This is a genomic window from Neoroseomonas terrae (assembly GCF_018129025.1).
GTDB lineage: Bacteria > Pseudomonadota > Alphaproteobacteria > Acetobacterales > Acetobacteraceae > Neoroseomonas > Neoroseomonas terrae.
On the sequence record NZ_JAAEDI010000009.1, the window covers coordinates 55,098 to 71,213 of the forward strand.

At 69.6% G+C, this 16,116-nt stretch carries 14 protein-coding genes; 9 read left to right on the forward strand and 5 right to left on the reverse strand.

The features are described from left to right. Positions 1–87: 87 nt before the first annotated feature. The 4 genes from GXW78_RS09730 (at position 88) to GXW78_RS09745 (ending at position 3,882) form a co-directional block, all read left to right on the forward strand. Positions 88–1,413, forward strand: a complete 1,326-nt coding sequence (locus GXW78_RS09730) for an O-acetylhomoserine aminocarboxypropyltransferase/cysteine synthase family protein (protein ID WP_211868291.1) — start codon at positions 88–90, stop codon at positions 1,411–1,413. Next, positions 1,410–2,483 carry a porphobilinogen synthase gene (hemB, locus tag GXW78_RS09735; RefSeq protein WP_211868293.1) on the forward strand — a complete coding sequence of 358 codons (1,074 nt, stop codon included), beginning with the start codon at positions 1,410–1,412 and terminating at the stop codon, positions 2,481–2,483. Before GXW78_RS09730 ends, hemB begins: the two co-directional genes overlap by 4 nt. Further along, complete coding sequence (locus GXW78_RS09740) at positions 2,476–2,793, forward strand: hypothetical protein (protein WP_211868295.1); 318 nt, start codon at positions 2,476–2,478, stop codon at positions 2,791–2,793. Before hemB ends, GXW78_RS09740 begins: the two co-directional genes overlap by 8 nt. A gap of 294 nt (positions 2,794–3,087) precedes the next feature. After that, positions 3,088–3,882 (forward strand): SDR family NAD(P)-dependent oxidoreductase, encoded by a 795-nt coding sequence (locus GXW78_RS09745; protein ID WP_211868297.1) that lies wholly within the window; start codon positions 3,088–3,090, stop codon positions 3,880–3,882. Here the strand turns inward: GXW78_RS09745 and GXW78_RS09750 are convergent. Beyond that, a complete protein-coding gene (locus tag GXW78_RS09750; RefSeq protein ID WP_338147717.1) occupies positions 3,876–4,718 on the reverse strand; it encodes an alpha/beta fold hydrolase in 843 nt (280 codons plus the stop codon). The genes GXW78_RS09745 and GXW78_RS09750 overlap by 7 nt on opposite strands. Before the next feature lie 30 nt (positions 4,719–4,748). Further along, complete coding sequence (locus GXW78_RS09755) at positions 4,749–5,954, reverse strand: CaiB/BaiF CoA transferase family protein (protein WP_211868299.1); 1,206 nt, start codon at positions 5,952–5,954, stop codon at positions 4,749–4,751. Positions 5,955–6,298: 344 nt separating this feature from the next. On the opposite strand from GXW78_RS09755, the gene GXW78_RS09760 reads away from it, so the two are divergent. The 3 genes from GXW78_RS09760 (at position 6,299) to GXW78_RS09770 (ending at position 9,557) form a co-directional block, all read left to right on the forward strand. Beyond that, positions 6,299–7,810 carry an aldehyde dehydrogenase family protein gene (locus tag GXW78_RS09760; RefSeq protein WP_211868301.1) on the forward strand — a complete coding sequence of 504 codons (1,512 nt, stop codon included), beginning with the start codon at positions 6,299–6,301 and terminating at the stop codon, positions 7,808–7,810. Next, positions 7,810–8,256, forward strand: coding sequence for a surface-adhesin E family protein (locus tag GXW78_RS09765; RefSeq protein WP_211868303.1), 447 nt, complete (start codon positions 7,810–7,812; stop codon positions 8,254–8,256). The genes GXW78_RS09760 and GXW78_RS09765 overlap by 1 nt, the downstream gene beginning before the upstream one ends. Before the next feature lie 104 nt (positions 8,257–8,360). Next, complete coding sequence (locus GXW78_RS09770; RefSeq protein ID WP_211868305.1) at positions 8,361–9,557, forward strand: M20 aminoacylase family protein; 1,197 nt, start codon at positions 8,361–8,363, stop codon at positions 9,555–9,557. A 58-nt stretch (positions 9,558–9,615) separates the two neighbouring features. On the opposite strand, the gene GXW78_RS09775 is transcribed toward GXW78_RS09770, so the two are convergent. The 3 genes from GXW78_RS09775 to mntR form a co-directional block, all read right to left on the reverse strand. Continuing rightward, positions 9,616–11,196 (reverse strand): ABC transporter substrate-binding protein, encoded by a 1,581-nt coding sequence (locus tag GXW78_RS09775; RefSeq protein WP_211868307.1) that lies wholly within the window; start codon positions 11,194–11,196, stop codon positions 9,616–9,618. A 130-nt stretch (positions 11,197–11,326) separates the two neighbouring features. Then, positions 11,327–11,782, reverse strand: coding sequence for a MerR family transcriptional regulator (locus GXW78_RS09780; RefSeq protein WP_211868308.1), 456 nt, complete (start codon positions 11,780–11,782; stop codon positions 11,327–11,329). Next, the gene (gene mntR, locus GXW78_RS09785; RefSeq protein ID WP_211868309.1) at positions 11,779–12,219 is read right to left on the reverse strand and encodes a manganese-binding transcriptional regulator MntR; all 441 of its coding nucleotides are present in this window, start codon (positions 12,217–12,219) and stop codon (positions 11,779–11,781) included. Before mntR ends, GXW78_RS09780 begins: the two co-directional genes overlap by 4 nt. 80 nt (positions 12,220–12,299) lie before the next feature. Between mntR and GXW78_RS09790 the strand changes: the two genes are divergently transcribed. Further along, the gene (locus GXW78_RS09790; RefSeq protein WP_211868310.1) at positions 12,300–13,637 is read left to right on the forward strand and encodes an Nramp family divalent metal transporter; all 1,338 of its coding nucleotides are present in this window, start codon (positions 12,300–12,302) and stop codon (positions 13,635–13,637) included. A gap of 65 nt (positions 13,638–13,702) precedes the next feature. Continuing rightward, positions 13,703–15,955, forward strand: coding sequence for a heavy metal translocating P-type ATPase (locus GXW78_RS09795; protein WP_246522013.1), 2,253 nt, complete (start codon positions 13,703–13,705; stop codon positions 15,953–15,955). The last annotated feature ends 161 nt before the right edge of the window (positions 15,956–16,116 follow it).

Consider the following 16,116-nt stretch of genomic DNA (forward strand, 5'->3'; position numbering starts at 1 on the left):
CATCCGCGATGCCTGCATTTCCCTTTCGCTGCGCCGCAACCCGTGGCACTTGATGCCCCGGGAAGACGCCACACCGGAGGGTTACCGATGTCCGCACCAACTTGGACGAACCCCGAAACCATTGCGCTGCATGCGGGCTGGCGGGCGGATCCCTCCACCGGGTCGGTCGCCGTGCCGATCCACCAGACGACCTCCTTCCAGTTCCAGGACACCGGCCATGCCGCGCGGCTGTTCGGCCTGGCCGAGCTCGGCAACATCTACTCCCGCATCATGAACCCGACCGTGGATGTGCTGGAAAAGCGCGTCACGGCGATGGAAGGCGGCGTGGCGGGCCTCGCGCTCGGCTCGGGCCAGGCGGCGACCTCCTTCGCGGTGATGAATCTCTGCGAGGCCGGCGACAACATTGTCTCCAGCACCGACCTCTACGGCGGCACCTGGAACCTCTTCGCGAACACGTTGAAGTCGCTCGGCATCGAGGTCCGCTTCGTCGACCCGGCCGACCCCGAGAACTTCGTGAAGGCGACCGACGACCGCACGCGCTGCTGGTACGCCGAGACACTGCCCAATCCGAAGCTCAACGTTTTCCCGATTGCCGAAGTCGCCGCGCTCGGCCGCAAGATCGGCGTGCCGCTCATCATGGACAACACGGCCGCCCCGGTGCTGTGCAAGCCGCTGCAGCACGGCGCCGCGATCGTGATGCATTCCACCACGAAGTGGATTGGCGGCCATGGCACCTCGATCGGCGGCGTGGTCGTCGATGGCGGCAATTTCGACTGGGAAGCCCATGCCGACCGCTTCCCGACGCTGAACAAGCCCGACGCCTCCTATCACGGTGCCGTCTGGACCCAGGCGGTGAAGCCGCTCGGCCCGATCGCCTACATCATCCGCATGCGGGTCATCCTGCTGCGCGACCTCGGCGCACCGATGGCGCCGATGAACGCCTTCCTGACGCTGCAGGGGCTCGAGACGCTGCCGCTGCGCATGGAACGCCACTGCGCGAACGCGCTGCGCGTCGCGGCGCATCTCGCGCAACACCCGGCGGTCGAGAAGGTGATCCATCCGTCGCTGATGACGGGCGAGCCCAAGCGCCGTGCCGATGCGATGCTGAAGGCCGGCTATGGCAGCCTGATGGGCATCGAACTGAAGGGCGGCAAGGACGCCGGCCAGAAGTTCATCGAGGCCCTGAAGATGTTCTACCACGTCGCCAATATCGGCGACGCCCGCAGCCTTGCGATCCACCCGGCGACGACGACCCACAGCCAGCTTTCCGAGGGCGAGCAGGCCTCCTCCGGCGTGACCCCGGGCTACATTCGCCTGTCCATCGGCATCGAGCACATCGACGACATCATCGCCGACCTCGACCAGGCGCTCGCTGCCGCGACCGGCACCGGCCTCAGGGCTGCCGCGGAATGAACGCTGACCGCCGCCCTGGCGCGCCCTTCTCCGTCGCAGCGCCGGGAGCCATCGCGGCCCCGGCCGCGCCGGGCGCCTATCCCGCCATCCGCCTGCGGCGGAACCGGCGCGACGGCTGGACGCGCCGATTGGTGGCGGAAAACACCCTGTCGATCGACGATCTGATCTGGCCGATCTTCGTCATCGAGGGCAGCAACGAGGAGCGGCCCGTCGCCTCCATGCCGGGCCAGCTCCGCGTCACCGTGGACCGTGTGGCGAAGCATGTGGAGAAGGCCGCTGCGCTTGGCATTCCCGCCATCGCGATCTTCCCCGCGACACCCATCGAGGCGAAGGACGCCGAGGGCAGCGAGGCGCTGAACCCGAACAATCTGATCTGCCGCGCGGCGCGGGAACTGAAGAAGCAGTTTCCGGAGGTCGGCCTGGTTGGGGACGTCGCCCTCGATCCCTATACCGACCACGGCCATGACGGCGTGATCCGCCAGACCCGGACCGGCGACTACGTCCACAACGACGACAGCGTCGCGATCCTGGTCCGCCAGGCGCTGAACCAGGCCGAGGCCGGCATCGACGTCATTGCGCCCTCGGACATGATGGACGGCCGCATCGGCGCGATACGCGCCGCGCTCGATGCCGACGGCTTCATCGACACGCGCATCATGTCCTACGCGGCGAAGTACGCTTCCGCCTTCTATGGCCCGTTCCGCGACGCGCTCGGTTCCGGCAAGGCACTGCGCGGCGACAAGAAGACTTATCAGATGGACCCGGCGAACAGCGACGAAGCGCTGCGCGAGGTCGCGCTCGACCTCGCCGAGGGCGCCGACATGGTCATGGTCAAGCCGGGCATGCCCTATCTCGACATCGTCCGCCGCGTGAAGGACCGTTTCGCGGTGCCGACCTTCGCCTATCAGGTGTCCGGCGAGTACGCGATGATCATGGCCGCCGTGCAAAACGGCTGGATCGAGCATGAGCGCGCGATGATGGAAAGCCTGATGGGCTTCAAGCGTGCCGGTGCCAACGGCGTGCTGACCTATTTCGCCGTCGATGCCGCTGAACGGTTGCGCCATGGCTGAAGGCCGGCCTCTCCCCGACGAGCTTCGCCGCCCGTGGCACGGGGCGTCCGACCGTATCGAGGATCCCGGCGTCGCCGCTATCCGTCTGCATCGCGTCGAAGTCGATGCCCTGATCGCCTTTCGCCGCACCGCGGCCGGTTCCGCGGAACAGGCGCGCGCCTGGCGCCGGGTGGCGACACTGCGGGAAAAGCGTGTCGCACTGATGCCGGCAGAGGACGCGGCGAAACTGCCGCCGCTCCCGCCGACGCCCGCCGGTGCGCTGTCGGGGTGGCAGAGGCTGCGGCGACGGCTGGGGTTCGGGCGGCGGTGAAGCGGATGCTTGGAGAGGGGCGCCGCCGCTCTCCAAGCCTCACCCCACCAGCGGGGTTGGACGCCTGGACCGCAAATCGCTGAAGCTGTGCGATGTAAGCATCGTCATGGCGCACGACGCGACCTCCCCGTGTGCGCAGCGCCCACCCCGCCGAGCACCAAAGCGAGGTTTCCAAAGGCCCTTCGGCCTTTGGTGGGGTGAGGTCCGGAGAGGGGCAAAGCCCCTCTCCGCCCCGCCGCCCTGGACCGGCCACCCAAACGGCGCGACCCTCCACCCCCGGGAGGAACCGATCACATGGCATCAGATTGGCTTGGCCTGACAGGCCGCGTCGCGCTCGTCACCGGCGCCGCGGGCGGCATTGGCGGTGCGGTGGCGGCCGAGCTCGCAGCCGCCGGAGCGAAGGTCGCGCTGCTGGACCGGGATTCGGACGGCGCCGCCAAAGCGGCCGAGGCCCTGCGTTCGACGGGAGCGACCGTCTTCGCCGCCGGCTGCGACACGACGGACCAGGCGAGCGTCGCCGCCGCCTTCGCCGCCGCCAGGGACGCCATCGGCCCGGCCACGATCCTGGTGAACAACGCCGGCATCCTCCGGCCCGGTCCGCTCGCCGAGATCGACATCGATGCCTGGAACGCACTGCTGGCGGTCAACCTCACGGGTTACCTGATCTGCGCCCAGGCGGCCCGGCCGCAGATGCTCAAAGCCGGCGGCGGCGCCATCGTGCATATCGCCTCCATCGCCGCGACCAACCCGCAGCCGCGCAGTGGCGCCTACAGCCCGTCAAAGGCGGGGGTGGCGATGCTGTCGCGCCAGCTCGCGCTGGAATGGGGCCCGGAGGGCGTCCGCAGCAACGTCGTCAGCCCCGGGATGATCCGCACGCCGTTGTCGGAATCCTTCTACCAGGCACCAGGCATCCTCGAACGGCGGTCCGCCATGGTGCCGAACCGCCGCGTCGGCACGCCGCAGGACATCGCGGACGCGGTCACCTACCTGGCCAGCCCACGCGCCGCCTATGTGAACGGGGCGGCGCTGCTGGTGGATGGCGGGCTCGACCAGGTCGTGATGGAACTGACGCCGCGCCCCGGCTACTGAGCCAGGAACTCCGCCACCAGTGCGACCTGCGCCGTATCCATCAGTGCCGGCGCATGGCCGGCGCCGTTGATCTCCGCGAGCCGGACACCCGCGCGCGTCGCCATGGACCGCGCGGTGTCCTCCAGCAGCAGGTCGCTCTCCGCGCCGCGGATCAGCAGGACGGGCACCGCCACGAGGCCCCACATCGCCTTCATGTCCAGCGCCTGCGCTTCCTGCGCGCGCATCGGCACTGCGATCGCGGGGTCATAGTGCAGCATCAGCCCGCCATCCTTGCAGGGCCGCGCGGAGGTCTCGGCGAGGTGGCGCCATTCGGCATCGGTCAGCCTGCCGAAGGGCGCGTGCACCTCCCGCAGATGCGCCTCCAGCGCCGCGATGTCGGCGAAGACAGGCGGCTCGCCTAGCATGTAGTCGCGGATGCGGGCCATCGCCTGCTGCGGCACGAAGCAGCCCACATCGTTCAGCACCATGCGGCGGATCGGATGGCCCGGCGTCGCGGCGATGCCCATCCCGCAGATGCCGCCCAGCGAGGTGCCGACCCAGTCCACCGGGCCGTCCAGCCGCGCCAGGAGGTGCGACAGCGCCGTGATGTAGTGCGGCGGCTGGTACAGCGCGGCGTCGGGCAGCCAATCCGACGCGCCGCGCCCCGGCAGGTCCGGGCAGATCACCCGGCGCCCGGCGCGGCCGAGTGCCTCCGCCAGCACGTCGAAGTCGCGGCCGCAGCGGGTCAGGCCATGGACGCAGACGACGGGGGCACCGGTCTCGGGGCCCCATTCCCACCAGCGCATGGTGGAGAATCCGGCTGGCGAGAGCCACCGCACCGCGCCGTCGCGCATCATCCCAACCCCTCTCCGGCCGGCGGCTGCCGGCTACAGGATCCCCTTGGCGCGCAGCGCGGCGATCTCCGCCTCGCCCATGCCGAGGATGCCTGACAGCACCGCGTCGGTATGTTCGCCCAGCACGGGCGGCGCCGACCGATAGGTGGGCGGCGTCGCGCTGAGCTTAACGGGATTTGCGATAACCTTCACAGTCGCGCCGCTGCCATGATCCATCTCAAGGGTCATGTTGCGCGCCTGGACGTGCGGGTCGGCGAAAACGTCCTTCAGGGTATTGATCGGGCCGCAGCCGATCTTCTGCGCCTCCAGCGCTTCCACCCATTCGACCGTGGTGCGGGTCTTCATCACCGGGGTCAGCGTCTGGGTCACCAAGTCACGGTTGGCGACGCGCTTCGGGTTGGTCGCGAAGCGCTCATCCGCGAGCAGGTGCTCCTGCCCGAAGGCCTTGCAGAACCGCTCGAAGGTCGGGTCGTTGCCTACCGCGAGGATGATGTAGCCGTCCTTCGTCGGGAATTCCTGATACGGGCTGATGTTCGGGTGCTGGTTGCCGAGCCGCGCCGGGTTCTCCCCCGTGCTCAGGTAGTTCATGCCCTGGTTCGCCAGCCAGGCGACATGCGTGTCGAGCATGCCGATGTCGATCTGCTGCCCCTGCCCCGTCGCAGTGCGATGGTTCAGCGCGGCGAGGATGCCGATGCAGCCATAAAGACCCGCGAACAGGTCCGCGACCGGAATGCCGACCTTCTGCGGCGATCCGGCGGGCTCGCCGGTCAGCGACATCACGCCGCCCATCGCCTGGATCAGCGCATCATAGCCCGGGCGCGGTGCATACGGACCAGTCTGCCCGAAGCCGGTGATCGAGCAGTAGATCAGCCGCGGATAGCGGTCCTTCAGCTGTTCCCAGCCGAGGCCGTACTTCGCCAGGGCGCCGACCTTGAAGTTCTCCACCAGGATGTCGGTGGATTCGAGCAGCCGGTGCAGGATCGCCTGCGCCTCCGGCTTCGCCATGTCCATCGTGACCGACTTCTTGTTGCGGTTCACGCCGATGAAATAGGCGCTCTCCTTCGTCTCGGGCCAGAAGGGGGGCGCGAAGCCGCGGGTGTCGTCGCCGGCCTCGGGGCGTTCGATCTTGATCACCTCGGCGCCGAGGTCGCCCAGCATCTGCGTGCAGGTCGGCCCGGCAAGGACACGGGTGAGGTCGAGGACGCGAAGGCCCGAAAGCGGGCCGGCTGGGCTGGACATTGGGAACTCCCTTGGGCTGGGTGGTGATTAATCGGCACATCGGTGCCGGGCAACCCGGCGCGCGACAGAGATCACTGGCGCTACCACCCCTCCGCGGTCGATGCTTCGGCAACTGCCGGAACGACCCACGATGCTGCGAACCGTCCTGCTCCTTACCGCCACCCTCCTCACCCTCAGCGGCTGCTGCGGTGCCGGGCTTTGGTATTCGAGTCCGTCTCGATCCTGCGCGCTCGAGCAGCCCGACCACACCACGGCCTGATCCGGGGGGCGCTTGCTCCGGCCAGCCCCACGGCGCATGGTCCGGCCCGATCATAGACCCCAGAACCGTTCCGGGAGGACAACCCATGCTCGACCGCCCGCACCCGACCCCGGCCGCGCCCTCCACCGACCCCTTCGCGCTCGCCAAGGCTCTTTCCGGCGTTCATTTCATCGGCGGCGCCTATGTCCCGGCGCGGTCGGGCAAGACCTTCGCCGTGGTGAACCCGGCGACCGGCGCCGAAGTCGCCCGCGCCGCCGAGGGTGATGCCGCCGATGTCGATGCGGCCGTGCAAAACGCGGCCAAGGCGCAGAAGGAATGGGCGAAGGTCCCGGCGCGCAAGCGCGGCGCGCTCGTTCATCAGTGCGCCCAGCTCCTGAAGGAGCATGTGGATGAGCTCGGCCGGCTGATTGCGCTGGAAACCGGCAAGGCGCTGCGCACGGAATCCCGTGTCGAGGCCGGCGTGGTCGCCGACGTCTTCGAGTTCTTCGGCGGCCTCGGTTCCGAGCTGAAGGGTGAATCCGTCCCCTTCGACCCGAAGGTGCTGTCGGTGACGGTGCGCGAGCCGCTCGGTGTGGTCGGCGCGATCATCCCCTGGAACGTGCCGATGCTGCTGATGGCGCTGAAGGTCGCGCCCGCGCTGGTGGCCGGCAACAGCGTCGTCGTGAAATCGGCGGAGGAAGCCCCCCTCGCCGTGCTGCGCATCTGCGAGATCATGAACCGCGTGCTGCCGCCGGGCGTGTTCAACATGGTCTCGGGCTTCGGTCCCGAATGCGGCGCGCCGCTCGTCGAGCACAAGCTGGTCCGCAAGGTGACGTTCACCGGCTCGGTCGAGACCGGGAAGATCGTCGCCCGCGCCGCTGCCGAGAAGCTGATCCCCGTCACGCTCGAACTCGGCGGCAAGTCGCCGATGATCGTCTTCGCGGATTGCGACTTCGACAAGACGGTGTCCGGCGCGCTGACCTCGATGCGCTTCACCCGCCAGGGCCAGTCCTGCACGGCGGCGTCGCGCATCTATGTCGAGCGCCCGATCTTCGACCGTTTCGTGAAGGCGATGACGGATGCCGTGAACGGCATGGTCATGGGCGATCCGCTGGATGAGAAGACCGACATCGGTACCATCGTCAGCGAAGGCCAGATGGAGAAGGTGAAGGGCTTCATCGCCGAGGGCACCGCGACGCCGGGTGCGACGGCGCATGTCTGTTCCGCCATGCCGAAGGACCCCGCGCTGAAGAAGGGGCTGTTCATCCAGCCCGTGATCTTCACAGGCCTGACGAAGGACAGCCGCCTAGTGCAGGAGGAAATCTTCGGCCCGGTCACCGTGATCCAGCCCTTCGACACACCGGAAGCCGTGCTCGCCGAAGCCAATGATTCCGACTACGGCCTCGCCGCCTCGCTCTGGACCAACAACCTCAAGGTCGGCCTCGACCTCGCGCACCGGCTGGAAGCGGGGCTGGTTCAGATCAACCAGAACCTCGTCGTCCAGGCGAACCTGTCCTATGGCGGCGTGAAGTCCTCGGGCCTCGGCAAGGAGGCGTCGCTGGAAGCGATGCTCGAGCACTTCACGCACAAGAAGACCATCATGGTGAACATGGCCTGATGGCGGCCCGTCACGCGCTCCTCCTCGCGCTGATCCTGGCCGGCTGCGCGGCGGAGCCCCCGCCTCCGCCGCCGCCAGAGCCGCCGCCGCCGCCGCCGCCAGTCGGCTGGCAGCCGATCGGCACGCTGAGCACCGGCGGCATGATCAGCAGTGGCTTCGTGCAGGAGCGTGGCCTGGTCACCACCGGCGCGGTCCGCCGCGCCTGGATCCTGCTGAACCTGCGCGAGTCCATCCCGATCCCGGAAACCGGCGGCAATGCCCGGTCGGTGCGCTTCGTCGGCGAGTATCGCTGCGCGCAGCGCGAGTGGCGCCCGGTGGAAGGTGCCTGGTTCGCCCGCCCGAACGCGCAGGAACCGGTGCACGCCGAACGCCCGCGCGGCGGTTTCCAGCCGGCCGAGGCTGGCACGCTGGGCGGCGCCTTCCTCGACGCCGCCTGCTCCCTGTAGCGAACCCGCCCGCCCGGCGAGCATCCCGGCCGGGCGCCGTTGCCAGCGGCGCGCAGCAGGCCCAGCATCCCCCATCGCCAGGCCGCATGGGGAACCCGCCAGCCATGAACGACGACGCCAAAGCCCGTCTCGACGCGCTCCAGCCCGAACTTGTCGCCATCCGACGCGACATCCACGCCCACCCGGAAATGGGCATGGAGGAGGTCCGCACCTCGGCCCTCGTCGCGGAAAAGCTGCGCGGGTGGGGCCTCAACGTCACCGAAGGCGTCGGCAAGTACGGCGTCGTCGCGACGCTGAAGGGCCGGCAGCCCGGTCAGCGCGCGATCGGGCTGCGCTGCGACATGGATGCGCTGTCGATCACCGAGGCGACCGGCCTGCCGCATGCCTCGAGGAATCCCGGCGTCATGCATGCCTGCGGGCATGACGGCCACACGACGATGCTGCTCGGTGCCGCGAAGATGCTGAAGGACGACCCCGATTTCGGCGGCACCGTCCACTTCATATTCCAGCCCGCCGAGGAAGGCCGCGGCGGCGCCAAGGCGATGATCGAGGACGGGCTGTTCGACCGCTTCCCCGTCGATGCCGTCTATGGCCTGCACAACAAGCCGAACCGCCCCTTCGGCACCTTCGCGATCCAGCCGGGGCCCGCGATGGCCGCCGGCGACCGCTGGGTCGTCACCTTCCGCGGCACCGGCGGGCATGGCGGTTCCACGCCACACATGGCGACCGACGTCACCGTGCTGACGGCGCAGTTCATCCTCGCCGTGCAAACCATCATCTCGCGCAACGTCGCGGCGATCGATTCCGCGGTCATCAGCGTTGGCGCCATCCATGGCGGCTCGCTGCTCTCTACCAACGTCATGCCGGCGGAGATGGTGATCGGCGGCACCGCGCGGTCCTTCACCGAGGAGGTGCGCGACATCATGGAACGCCGGATGCGCGAACTGGCCGCCGGCCTCGCCGCTTCCTTCGGCTGCACTGCCGAGGTCGAGTATCACCGCCGCGGCACCGCCGTGGTGAACCATGTCGAACAGACCGGCATCGCGGCCAAGGCGGCGGCGGGCGTCGTCGGCGAGGACAAGGTCAACGCCAATGCCGGCCCCGTCACCGGCGGCGAGGATTTCTCACTGATGCTGAAGGCGCGCCCGGGATCCTTCATGTTCATGGGCATCGGCGCGGGCGGCCCTTCGTCGGAAGGGCTGCATACGCCGACCTACGATTTCAACGACGATGCGATCCCGGTCGGGGTGCAGTATTGGCTGAGCCTGGTGAAGCAGGAGCTCGGGTCGGTCGGCGAATAACGCGGCGCGGGTGCCGCGGAGAGGGGCTCAGCCCCTCTCCCGCCCTGCCCCGCACGCATCAAGCCGGCCGCACATCCTGCGCCAGCGTCATCTCATCCGCGCGCGGCGTATGCGTCAGCCCCTGCCGCATCGCCCAGATGTTCTTCTGGATGTGCAGCGGGATCCACGCCACGTCGCGCACGGCGATGCGCGTCGCCTCCTGGAACAGCGCCTCGCGCGCATTGTCGTCTGCGGTCGTCAGCGCGCGCGCCAGCGTGCTGTCGAATTCCGGGTTCGAATAGCCGGAACGGTTCACCGTGCCCCAGCCCCGCGCGACGTCGCGCGTGCCGAGCAGCCCGCGCAGCCCCGCGGAGGGCTCGCCCGAGGAATTCGCCCAGCCCCCGAAGCCGATCGACGTATCCGACCGCGCATTGCGCTGCGAGTACGCGGCATAGGGCATGGTATCGACGCGCACCTTCACCCCGATGCGTGCCCACATCTGCCCGATCGCCTGGCAGATCGGCCCATCGTTCACGTAGCGGTCGTTCGGTCCATGGAGCGTGACGGTGAAGCCCTGCGGGTAGCCGGCCTCGGCCAGCAGCCGCCTTGCACGGTCGGCGTCGAAGGTGGGCGGTGCGATGTCGGGCGCGTAGCCGAAGGTGTCCGGCGGCATGAACTGCCCTGTCGGGATCGCCGCCCCCGCCATGATCCGTTCGGCGATCGCCGCACGGTTGATCGACATCGACAGCGCCTGGCGCACCCGCAGGTCACGCAGCGGGTTGGTCGTCAGCGCTTCCCCGTTCGGCCCGGCAACATACGGGCTCTGCTCGCGGAAATCGGTCCGCAGGTAGACGGAACGCAGGCTGACCGTCTCCGACAGCGGGAAGCGCGCCTCCTGCCGCAGCCGGCCGAGATCCGTCGTCGGCACCGCGTCGATGAAGGCGACGTCCCCCGCCCGCAGCGCCGCGACGCGCGAGCCGTCATTGCCGATGAAGCGGTAATTCACCTGCGCCCAGGCGGGTTTGTCGCCCCAGTAGTTCGCGTTGCGCTCCATCTCCACGCGGTCGCCATGGCGATAGCTGCGCAGCCGGAAGGGACCGGTGCCGATCACCGCGCGGCCGCTGTTGAAATCCCCGGTCTGGCTGTTGTCGCCGATGCCGTGCCACAGCACGACGATCTGCGAGAGATCCGCCGGGAGCAGCGGATAGACGCCCTCGGTCCGGAAGCGGATGGTGTGGTCGTCAACCACCTCCGTCGCCTTGATCGCGCGGGTGAACACGCCGAAGGACCCGGGGCTGTTCACCACCTTCGGGATGCGTTCCAGCGTGTAGACCACGTCGCGCGCCGTGAAGGGCTCGCCATTGTGGAACGTCACGCCGCGGCGGAGCCGGAACTCCCAGGTGTCGTCGGCGACGAGCCGCCAGGATTCCGCGAGGCCGGGCGCAAGCCGCGCCTGCGCGTCACGCTCGACGAGCGGATCGAAGAAGTGCTGCGCCAGCGCGTTGTTCGGCGTGAGCGTGTGGTACTGCGGATCGAGCGAGGTCGGGATCGCGCCAACCGCCATCTCGAGCGTCGCACCGGCCTCCGCAGCGCGTGCCGGATGTGCTGCTGCCGCTGCAGCCGCTGAGAACAGAACTGCGCGTCTCGTCGGTCGGATCATCAAGGTCGCCCCGCTGTTGCACGCGGGACTGCACCAACCGAACCCTCACGCTGTCAAGCGCACGAACCATCTTGGCCACGCGCCAACGGCCGTGGAAGATCCTGCCCGCCGCAGGCGGTGCGGCATCTGTTCAATCGCGTGTTGCCGGGCCCGCCCCGTGGCTCGGGTCGTCGCAATGGCCATGCGCGAAATCCGACAGCGTCTCGATCACGCGGCATTCGCCCACCACGCCGCCGGCGCAGCCCGTCGCCATGCGTTGCAGTTCCGCCCGCAGGGCGGTCAACCGGCGCAGCCGCGCATCGATATCAAGGATCGTCGCCGTCGCCAGCTCATGCACCTGCCCGCAATCGGCCTCCGGATGGCTGGCAAGATCGAGCAGCGTACGGATCGCCGCGCTTTCGAACCCGAGTTCCCGCGCATGGCGGATGAAGCCGAGCCGGCGCAGATGCGCCTCTCCATAAGCACGGTGCCCGCCCTCGGTGCGCGCGGCAGGCGGCAGCCAGCCTTCCTGCTCGTACCAGCGGATGGTGGTGGGCTTCACGCCGGTGGCACGTGCCAGATCCCCGATCGACAGCATCGCCATCATGTGGTGTCGCCGCGCTCCGACAGGAAGCGGGCGAAGGCCGTGAGCGCCTTGTCGCTCGCATGGTGCTCGATGCCCTCGGCATCCTGCTCCGCCGTGCCGGCGTCGAGCCCAACGGCGATCAGGAAGCGCACGACAAGGTCGTGGCGTGCCTTGGCCTCGGCGGCGAGCGCCGTCCCCGCCGCGGTCAGGAACAGCCCGCGATAGGGTTTGGTCTCCACGAGCCCATCGCGCTGCAACCGTCCGACCGTCGCCGTCACGGTGGCCTGCGAGACGCCCATGCGCCGGGCGAGGTCGACCGCGCGGGCCTCCCCTTCCTCCCGCAGCAGGTCGGCAATCAACTCGACGTAATCCTCCGCCGTCGCCTTCCGGTCGGCCTCGCGCTGGCGGACGAAACGGGCGGCCTGATCCTCGGCGGTAGGCAGGGTGCGGCGTGGCATCGATATCCTGGATACGCGACTGAATCCCTTGATAGAGGCGCGAACACTTCTTAGCCTAGACTAACTTTCGGAGACGAGGCATGAACCCGCCGCCCTCGGATGCCGCAGCCGCCCACCCTGCCCGCCCGCCCAGCCTGCCGGAGGTGCATCGGTCCGTGGCCGTGCCGAACGCCGGCGGCTTTCTGCGCAAGCTGTTCGCCTTCATGGGCCCGGGCTATTTGGTGGCCGTCGGCTACATGGACCCGGGCAACTGGGCGACCGCGCTCGCTGGCGGCTCGGCCTTCGGCTACACGCTGCTCGCCGTCGCGCTCACCTCCTCCCTGATGGCGATCCTGCTCCAGGCGCTCTGCACGCGCATCGGCATCGCCACGGGCCGCGACCTCGCGCAGCTCTGCCGCGAACGCTTCCCGAAGCCCGTCGCCTACCCGCTCTGGCTCTTCGCCGAGGCGGCGATCTGCGCGACCGACCTCGCCGAGCTGATCGGAACGGCCATCGCGCTGCAGCTCCTGTTCGGCATCCCGCTGATCTTCGGCGTCATGCTGACGGCGCTGGACGCCTTCCTCATCCTTTGGCTGCAGAACAAGGGCGTGCGCTGGCTCGAAGCGCTGATCTTCGGCTTCATCGTGCTGATCTTCGGCTGCTTCGCCGTGCAACTCGCCCTGTCACACCCGGTCTGGGGGGACGTGCTGATGGGCTACATCCCCTCGGCCACCATCATCACGGATCGCACGCAGCTTTACATCGCCATGGGCATCCTCGGCGCCACGGTGATGCCCCACAATCTCTACCTGCACACCGCGGTGGTCCAATCCCGCGCGTGGGAGAACACCGAGCCCGCGAAGAAGGAGGCGATCAGGTTCGCCACGCTCGACAGCACCATCGCGCTCGCCTTCGCGCTGCTCATCAACTCGGCGATCCTGATCACCGCCGCCTCGGTCTTCCACAGCACGGGCAACACCGACGTGGCCGAGATCCAGGAGGCCTACCGCCTGATGTCGCCGCTGCTCGGCACCGGCATCGCCGCGACGCTGTTCGCGGTGGCGCTGCTGCTCTGTGGCATCAATTCCACCGTCACGGCGACGCTTGCCGGGCAGGTGGTCATGGAGGGCTTCCTGCGCTTTCGCCTGCCGCCGGTGCTGCGACGGCTGGTCACGCGCCTGATCGCCATCATCCCGGCGGTCATCGTCACCTTCTACTATGGCGAATCGGGCACGGCGCAGCTGCTGATCCTCTCGCAGGTCATCCTGTCCATGCAGCTTCCCTTCGCGGTCATCCCCCTGATGATGTTCGCAACCGACAGGTCGCGACTGGGGGCACTGGCCGCGCCGCGCTGGCAGGCCGTGCTCGGATGGGCCTGCGCGGCGGTGATCCTGGCGCTGAACATGAAGGTTCTGTTCGACGCGCTGTTCGGGGAGTGACCCCTCTTGAACCTCCAGTGACTGGAGGTGCCATACGTTGCCCATCGGCTGAAGGAGCCAGGGCGATGGGTGCTGAGAACAGGCGGCAATGGCGCGTCGAGGGCATGGATTGCGCCTCCTGCGTCGCCAAGGTCACCAAGGCGGTCGAGCGGCTGCCCGGCGTCACCGACGTCACGGTCAACCTGATGGCGGAACGGCTGACCGCCACCCTCGCCCCCGGCACCGGCGATGCCGAGGCGGTGACGACGCAGGTCCGCTCCCTCGGCTATGAAATCAGCGCCCTGGCCGACGCGACCGAGCCGGCCCACCGCCACGGCTCCGGCTGCACCCACGACCACGACCATGCGCACGGCCACCACCATGGCGAAGCCCCCGCGGCGAAGGGCCACGCTCCCGCCGCGCACGGCCACGACCACGACGACCCCGGCGATGCCGGCAAGCCGTGGCACGCCACCGCCAAGGCGCGCCTCGTCTGGCTGCTCGGCGGGCTGGTGGTTGGCGCCTATGCGCTCTCCCTCGCCCTGCCGCACAGCTTCACCTATCCGCTTTTCCTCGCCGCCACGCTCGTCGCGCTGATCCCCTTCGGCCGCCGCGCCTTCGCCCTGGCCCGGGCCGGCAGCCCCTTCAGCATCGAGACGCTGATGGTCACCGCCGCGTTCGGCGCCGTGGTCATCGGCGCCGCCGAGGAAGCCGCCGTCGTCGTCCTGCTCTTTGCCCTTGGCGAGATGCTGGAAGGAGTCGCCGCCGGCCGTGCCCGCGCCGGCATCCGGGCGTTGGCCGCGCTGATCCCGCGCACCGCCCTGCGCCTCGGCCCGGACGGCACCACGGAACAGGTCCCCGCGGACCGTCTCGCCATCGGCGACCTGGTCCTCGTCCGCCCCGGCGACCGCGTCCCGTGCGACGGCACCATCGAGGACGGGACCTCCGCCCTGGACGAAAGCCCGGTGACCGGGGAGAGCGTGCCCGTCACCCGCGGCCCCGGCGATCCCGTCGTCGCCGGCAGCATCAACGCCGACGGCGCGCTGCGCATCCGCGTCGACCGCGCCGCCGCCGACAACACCATCGCTCGCATCATCCGCATGGTGGAGGAAGCGACCGCCTCCCGCGCGCCCACCCAGCGCTTCATCGAGCGCTTCTCCGCCTGGTGGACGCCCGGCGCGATGATCGTCTCGCTCGCCGTCATCCTCGGCGCACCGCTGCTGCTCGGCTGGGGCTGGGAAACCAGCCTCTATCGCGGCCTCGCCGTGCTGCTGATCGCCTGCCCCTGCGCGCTGGTCATCTCGGTGCCCGCGGCGATGGCCTCGGGGCTGTCGGCCGGCGCCCGGCGCGGACTGCTCATCAAGGGCGGGGCGGCGCTGGAGGCGATCGGCCACGCCCGTCATGTCGCCTTCGACAAGACCGGCACCCTGACCGAAGGCCGCCCCCGCGTGACGGACATCCTGGCAGCCGATGGCCCGGGCACCTCGGCGCTGCTGGCGATGGCCGCCGCCGTCGAGCAGGGTTCGGCCCACCCGCTGGCCCTCGCCATCCTGGCCGAGGCCGAAACGCGGGGTATTCCCGTGCCGGCCGCCGATTCGCAGGCCGCGATCCCTGGTCGCGCGGTGACCGGCGTGGTCGGCGGCCGCCGCGTCAGCATCGGCAGCCCCCGCCATGCTCGCGAGGAACTGGCCTCGCTCGGCGCGATGGAGGAGCCGGTCGCCCGTTTCGAAGGTGAGGGCAAGACGGTCGCCGTCGTCCTTGCCGATGCCGCGATCGCCGGCATCATCGCCCTGCGCGACGAACCCCGCGCCGACGCCGCCGCCGGCATCGCCGCCATCACGTCGCTCGGCCTCCGCGCGGTCATGCTGACCGGGGACAACGCCCGCACCGCCGCCGCCATCGCAGGCGGCCTGGGGCTGGACGCGAAGGCCGAACTGCTGCCCGACGACAAGCTCCGCGCCATCGGCGCCCTGCGTGAGGATGGCGACGTCATCATGGTCGGCGACGGCATCAACGACGCGCCGGCGCTGGCGGCGGCGACCGTTGGCGTGGCGATGGGCGGCGGCACCGATGTCGCGCTGGAAACCGCGGACGCCGCCGTGCTGAAGGACCGCGTCTCCGGCGTCGCGGAGCTCGTGGGCCTGTCCCGGGCGACCATGCTGAACGTGAAGCAGAATGTCGCCGTCGCGGTCGGGCTCAAGGGCGTCTTCCTGGTCACGACGCTGGCCGGCGTCACCGGGCTGTGGCCCGCAATCCTGGCGGATACCGGCGCGACCGTGCTGGTCACGCTGAACGCGCTGCGCCTGCTGGGCTGGCGGCCCGGCGCAATGCCGCAGTAACACGCCACCCGCGCGCGCGCCGCGCTTGTCAGGCCGCGCCGCAGCGGCCAGCATGATTGGAACCACGCGGTCCGGCCCCGGCCGGGCCGCGTTCCGCCCACGGCCCGGCGTAGCGGCGGGCGGCGCCCTTCCAGGCCCCGCCTTCCCGGAATCGGTGCGGG